This window comes from Roseitalea sp., assembly GCF_984466335.1.
Window position 1 is genome coordinate 1 of the sequence record NZ_CFIFWG010000178.1, and the last position, 5,747, is coordinate 5,747.

Annotated in this window: 6 protein-coding genes; 2 read left to right on the top strand and 4 right to left on the bottom strand. The window is 67.0% G+C overall.

The genetic code is table 11. The annotated features are described in order from the left end of the window. The 4 genes from AC5E6L_RS13510 to AC5E6L_RS13525 all read right to left on the bottom strand — a co-directional run. A partial coding sequence (locus AC5E6L_RS13510; protein WP_491773961.1) for a PTS sugar transporter subunit IIA occupies positions 1-230 on the bottom strand: 230 nt, incomplete at its 3' end. A 119-nt stretch (positions 231-349) separates the two neighbouring features. Continuing rightward, a complete protein-coding gene (locus AC5E6L_RS13515) occupies positions 350-763 on the bottom strand; it encodes an HPr kinase/phosphorylase (RefSeq protein WP_491773963.1) in 414 nt (137 codons plus the stop codon). Further along, entirely contained in the window at positions 760-2,559 is a 1,800-nt protein-coding gene (locus tag AC5E6L_RS13520) for a stimulus-sensing domain-containing protein (protein WP_491773965.1), read from the bottom strand. The genes AC5E6L_RS13515 and AC5E6L_RS13520 overlap by 4 nt, the downstream gene beginning before the upstream one ends. 44 nt (positions 2,560-2,603) lie before the next feature. After that, on the bottom strand, positions 2,604-3,311 hold the full coding sequence (locus AC5E6L_RS13525) for a response regulator transcription factor (protein WP_491773967.1): 708 nt from the start codon (positions 3,309-3,311) through the stop codon (positions 2,604-2,606). A gap of 349 nt (positions 3,312-3,660) precedes the next feature. On the opposite strand from AC5E6L_RS13525, the gene AC5E6L_RS13530 reads away from it, so the two are divergent. Beyond that, positions 3,661-5,271: a phosphoenolpyruvate carboxykinase gene (locus tag AC5E6L_RS13530; RefSeq protein WP_491773969.1), complete on the top strand. Its 1,611-nt coding sequence runs from the start codon at positions 3,661-3,663 to the stop codon at positions 5,269-5,271. A 158-nt stretch (positions 5,272-5,429) separates the two neighbouring features. Beyond that, the coding region (locus tag AC5E6L_RS13535) for a nitroreductase family protein (protein ID WP_491773971.1) at positions 5,430-5,747 on the top strand (318 nt) is incomplete at its 3' end.

Here is a 5,747-nt window from a genome sequence, read left to right on the forward strand (position 1 = left end):
GCCAGCAGCGGCAGGATCGGCCGGTAGAGATAGTCGGTGACGACGATGCCGCCGGCGCCGGTGTCCACGCGGCCGGCCGCGGCGATGATGTCCTGCCGGCGCCGCTCAATATCGTCATCGGCCTCGATGCATACCGTTTCGAAGGCCGTCTGCGGGCCGACCACATGCTCGACGGCGCGCAGGAACGCCTCGGCCAGCGCACCGTGCGTGACCAGCACGACACCAATCATCTTTTCACCGTTCCCGTCCGCCTTGCCATCACGTCTTTTTTCGCAAGAGGTCGAACTTGACCAGCAATCGCGCCGCAATTCAAGCGCCGGAGCGTGCGCCGCCGCCATCATCCCATCGGCTACAGCCAGACCGGCAGTCCCAGCGCGGCAAGGACCGCGGTCGGCGCGGTCGGCGTCGGCCCTTGGGGCAGGCGAAGGCACGCCAGCGCGCATCCGCACAGCGTTTCGCCGTGGTCGGCCGCAAAGCGCAGGGCATCGGCGGGCGGCACCAGGCGGACGAGGAGGGCCAGGCGGGCCGGCTCCGCCGCCAGGCCGGCGGCATCGGCGACGCCCCAGCCGCGTATCTCGATCTTGCCGGCGATCGGCTCGGGGCAGGCGGCGGTGAGGCCGCCGGCTTCGGCGGCAAGGTGCACGCGGTCGTCGGCGATCAGGCCGGCCGCAAGGCCGCCGGCGCGCGCGCGGCGGATCAGCGTCAGGGCCAGCGTCGTCTTGCCCGCGCCGGCGGTTCCGTGGACGGGGGCCGCCGTGCTCATTCGCGCGGCAGGCGGACGATGAAGCGCGCGCCGCGCACGGTCCGGGGATCGTCGGGATCGACGATGTTCTCGGCGGTGAGCGTGCCGCCATGGGCCTCGACGATCTGGCGCGAGATGGACAGGCCCAGGCCCGAATTCTGGCCGAACGCATCAACGCCCGGCCGGTCGGTGTAGAACCGCTTGAAGATGGTCTCGGCATTGTCGGCGCGGATGCCTGGACCGTTGTCCTCGACGCAGACCTCCACCGAGCCGGAGCGCGGCGACAGCCGGACGTCGATGCGGCCCGTCTCGGGGTCGACGAAGGAGCGCGCATTGTCGACAAGGTTGGTGATCACCTGTCCGAGCCGCAATTCATGCCCCGGCACGATGAAGCCGCCCGGATCGGGACGCTCCAGCCGCAGCCGCGGCGCGATGCGGCCCATATGTCCGTCGGACAGAACGGCGATCATGTTCTCAAGCAGGCGGCGCAGATCGACCGTGCCGGCATCCTCGCGCGCAAGCTCGGCATCGAGGCGGGACGCATCGGAGATATCGGTGATGAGCCGGTCGAGCCGGCGGACATCGTGCTCGATCACCCTGAGCAGGCGGGCGCGCACCTCGTCCGTCGTCGCGCGGGGCAGGGTTTCGACGGCGCTTCGAAGCGAGGTCAGCGGGTTCTTCAACTCGTGGCTGACATCGGCAGCAAAGCTCTCGATCGCATCGATCCGCGCATAGAGCGCATGGGTCATGTCGCGCAGGGCGGCCGACAGGTTGCCGATCTCGTCGTGCCGGTCGGAGAAATCGGGAATCTCCTCGCGGTTCCTGATCGAGCGGCGCACGCGGACGGCGGCGGCCGAAAGGCGCCGCAACGGGTTGGCGATGGTGCCGGCGAGCATGAAGGAAAGCACGATGTTGACGAGCACGGCCATGGCGAACACGCGGAACATGGCGAGGCGCTCGGCGCGGACGATCGCGTCGATGTCGCCGCCTTGCGTCGACAGTTGCAGCACGCCCAGAACGGCGCGGAAGCGCTGCACGGGCACGGCGACCGAGACGATCATCTCGCCCTTTTCGGAGATGCGCACGATCTGGCGGCGGTCGCCGGCGAGCGCCTGCATCACCTCGGGATAGGCTGTGCCCGTGCCGCCGGGCTGTTCGCGGTAGAGCGGCAGGTCGTTGCGGCCGAAGACGCGCACGAGGCGGCTCTGCGCCGTCTCCCACCATGCCGTGCGGGGCGCGTCCAGCGGTTCGAGATCGTAGCGCAGGATCTGGCCGCGCGAATAAAGATGGCTGCTGTCGAGAATGAGATTGCCGTCCGGATCGTAGAGCCGGGCGCGGGTGCGGGTAGGCGAGATGAGCTGGCGCAGCACGGGGGCGACGCGCTCGGGATTGATCGGAAAGTCGAGGCTGTCGAAACCATCCACGGACGGCACGATGCTCTCGCCGGCCTGAAGTTCGAGCAGCTTTTCGGGGTCGATCAGGATCGCGTCGGTCTCCACGCTCGCCGATGCGGCGATGGCGCCGGCGATGATCTCGCCCTGGGTCATCAGGCTCTCGACGCGCGCATCGATCAGCCCGTCGCGAAACTGGTTCAGATAAAGGATGCCCGACATCAAAAGACCGAGCGCGGCCAGGTTCAGGATCAGAATGCGGCGCGTGATCGACGAAAACAGCCGCCGGCCGAACAACCGGCCAAACAGCCGGCCAAACAGCCGGCCAAGACCGGCGAACCGGCGCGCGGGCACATCGCCCGCCGCCCCGATGCCTGCTGCGCGGTGCGTCTTCGTTACCGGCATATGGTCCGTCTCGACGGCCATCTGTCATTGCCCCTCGGGCGTCCGCCGCCCGGCCGCGACGCCCCTCAGGCCGCCTCGCGGAACCGGTAGCCGACGCCGTACAGCGTCTCGATCATGTCGAAGTCGTGGTCGGTGGACTTGAACTTCTTGCGCAGCCGCTTGATGTGACTGTCGATTGTGCGGTCGTCGACATAGACCTGATCGTCATAGGCCGCATCCATCAGCGCGTCGCGGCTCTTGACCACGCCCGGCCGCTGCGCGAGCGAGAACAGGATCAGGAACTCGGTCACCGTCAGCGTGACGGGCTTTTCCTTCCAGATGCAGGTGTGGCGCTCCTGGTCGAGCACGAGACTGCCGCGCACCAGCGTGCTGGCCGCGCCGGCGCCGCCCGGCTTGACGGAAATCTCGCGCGCGGCGGTGCGGCGCAGGATGGCGCGCACCCGCTCGATCAGAAGGCGCTGCGAGAACGGCTTGGTGATGAAGTCGTCCGCGCCCATCTTCAGGCCGAACAATTCGTCGATCTCATCGTCCTTGGAGGTCAGGAAGATGACCGGAAGATCGGATTTCTGGCGCAGCCGGCGCAACAGTTCCATGCCGTCCATGCGCGGCATCTTGATGTCGAAAATGGCCAGGTTGGGCGGCTTGCCCAGAAGCCCGTCGAGAGCGGAGGCGCCGTCCGTGTAGGTCTCCACGCGGAACCCCTCCGCCTCAAGCGCGATCGACACCGACGTCAGGATGTTGCGGTCGTCATCGACAAGCGCGATCGTCTGCATTCCGAAATTCTCCCCCGACATGAGGCGCGTCCCTTCCGTTCTTGTCAGGCATGTAGCGATGGAAGGCTTTCCGCGCAAACAGGGGACAAAATGTGGCACGAAACACCGCCCGTGTCATGACGACGCCCCGCCGACAGGCCGGCGCGTGACGGGCCACCGGCGGGCCGGCATCGTTCACCAGCGCCACATTTCCGTGGAATCTAAAACGATTGAAACGATTTTCAAATCTTTAAAACGATTAATGGTTTGAGATCGCTCGACTATTCTGGTTCACGCTGCGCACCCGCTCGCAGTGAGGCGACCGGGGACGCCGCGAGGCGGCCCCCATCTGACACAACCGGTGACGATCATGAAAGCACATGGCGTATTCAACACGGCCCAGGGATTGGAAACAAACGGCATCGCGGGCGCGTCCACCGTCTATTACAACCTGACCGAGCCGGAGCTTTATGAATACGCCCTTTCGCGCGGCGAGGCCGAGCTGGCCGCCGGCGGGGCGCTGGTCGCGCGCACCGGCGAGCACACCGGCCGTTCGGCCAGGGACAAGTTCGTCGTCAGGGACGGTGCCATCGACGACCAGATCTGGTGGGACGGCAACAGGCCGATGGCCGCCGATGCGTTCGAGCGCCTCCACACCGACATGCTGGCGGCGACCAACGGCAAGGACCTGTTCGTCCAGGACCTGACGGGCGGCGCCGATCCCGGCCATGCCATCGGCGTGCGCGTGATTACCGAAAAAGCATGGCATTCGCTGTTCATCCGCAACCTTCTGATCCGGCCGGAACGCTCGGCGCTCAAGCGCTTTGCGCCGCAGATGACGATCATCGATTTGCCCTCGTTCGCGGCCGATCCGAAAAAGCACGGCTGCCGCGGCGAGACGGTGATCGCGGTCGACCTGACGCGCATGATCGTGCTGATCGGGGGCACCTCCTATGCGGGCGAGATGAAGAAGTCGGTGTTCACCGCGCTCAACTATGTGCTGCCGCAGAAGCAGGTGATGCCGATGCACTGCTCGGCCAATGTCGGACCGGACGGCGATGCGGCGATCTTCTTCGGCCTTTCGGGCACCGGCAAGACGACACTGTCGGCCGATCCGGGCCGCACCCTGATCGGCGATGACGAGCATGGCTGGGGGCCGGACGGCATCTTCAATTTCGAGGGCGGCTGCTATGCCAAGACCATCCGGCTGAGCGCCGAGACCGAGCCGGAGATCCACGCGACCACCGGGCGTTTCGGCACCGTGCTCGAAAACGTCATCCTGGACGCCGAGCGGCGGCCGGACTTCGACGATGGCGCGCTGACCGAGAACACGCGCTGCGCCTATCCGCTGCACTTCATCGCGAACGCCAGCGCCACCGGCCGCGCCGGCCATCCGAAGAACATCGTCATGCTGACGGCGGATGCGTTCGGCGTCATGCCGCCCATCGCAAGGCTCACGCCGGCGCAGGCCATGTACCATTTCCTGTCCGGCTACACGGCGAAGGTGGCGGGCACGGAAAAGGGCGTGACCGAGCCCGAGGCGACTTTTTCGGCCTGTTTCGGTGCGCCGTTCATGCCGCGCCATCCGTCCGAATACGGCAATCTTCTGCGCGAACTGATCGCCAGACACGACGTCAAGTGCTGGCTCGTCAACACCGGGTGGACCGGCGGCGCCTACGGGGTCGGCCACCGCATGCCGATCGGGGCGACACGCGCCCTGCTCAAGGGGGTGCTGGGCGGCGCGCTCGATGCGGCCGAATACCGCATCGACCCACATTTCGGCTTCGCGGTTCCGGTCGCGGTCGAGGGCGTCGATCCGGCCATCCTCGACCCGCGCTCCACCTGGGCAGACACGGCGGCCTACGACACGCAGGCCCGACGCCTTTTGGCCATGTTCCGCGACAATTTCGACCGGTTCGCCGATCATGTCGACCTCGATGTCATGGGCGCGGCGCCGCGTTTTCTTGAAGCGGCCGAATAGCTTTCAATGTGTCATCGCGGGGCTTGTCCCCGCAATCCACGGCGCTTGAACCGATCATGGATCCCGGGATTAAGCCCCGCGATGACGGGGCGTTTGAATGACGACCGCGCCCGTTTCTTTTGGTCGCCGGTTTGTGCATGGTGCGCGCGGAGGCCGCCATGCACACACGCGCCACGATACCTCTGAGCTTTATCGACCGAACGCCCCAGGAAGCGGCCGAGCGCGCGCGCGCCTTCGCCGACCTTATGGCCCGGCGGCGGACCGTCCGCGATTTTTCCGATCGGCCGGTGCCGCGCGCGATTATCGCCGACTGCCTCCGCGCGGCGGCGAGCGCGCCGTCGGGCGCGAACCAGCAGCCCTGGCATTTCGTGGCGATCGACGATCCGGCGGCCAAGGCCCGCATCCGCGCCGCCGCAGAGGCCGAGGAGCGCGCCTTCTATGACGGCCGCGCCGGCGATGAATGGCTGTCGGCGCTC